We start from the raw sequence: 239 nt of genomic DNA, 5'->3' as shown, positions 1-239 counted from the left end.
ATTGGCGGACAAACGCCAATAGGCAATCAATACGCCAAAGTTTACATAACGGGTTTTAACCACATCCTGACTGAACGCCGCCAGCAAATCAAAAAACGGCTGCAACGGCAATTGAAACGGCTCAATCGCTTCGTTATACAAACGCTGCATCAAAGCCGTTTGCGGTTTACCACCTTGTGTAATGCGGTCTAACTCTGCCTTCAGTTTGTCCAGTTGGCGCAGGCGTTTGACTGCTTCGG

At 48.5% G+C, this 239-nt stretch carries 1 protein-coding gene; it reads right to left on the bottom strand.

Annotation, left to right across the window (positions count from 1 at the left end; genetic code table 11):
• On the bottom strand, window positions 1–239 hold a 239-nt coding region (locus ACTHS4_RS12495; RefSeq protein ID WP_440366046.1), incomplete at both ends, for a squalene/phytoene synthase family protein.

This window comes from Neisseria sp. P0014.S009, assembly GCF_051958155.1.
GTDB classification, from domain to species: domain Bacteria; phylum Pseudomonadota; class Gammaproteobacteria; order Burkholderiales; family Neisseriaceae; genus Neisseria; species Neisseria flavescens_C.
Note: the sequence above shows the minus strand (reverse complement) of the source record. Positions and strands in the feature narration are given on the sequence as shown.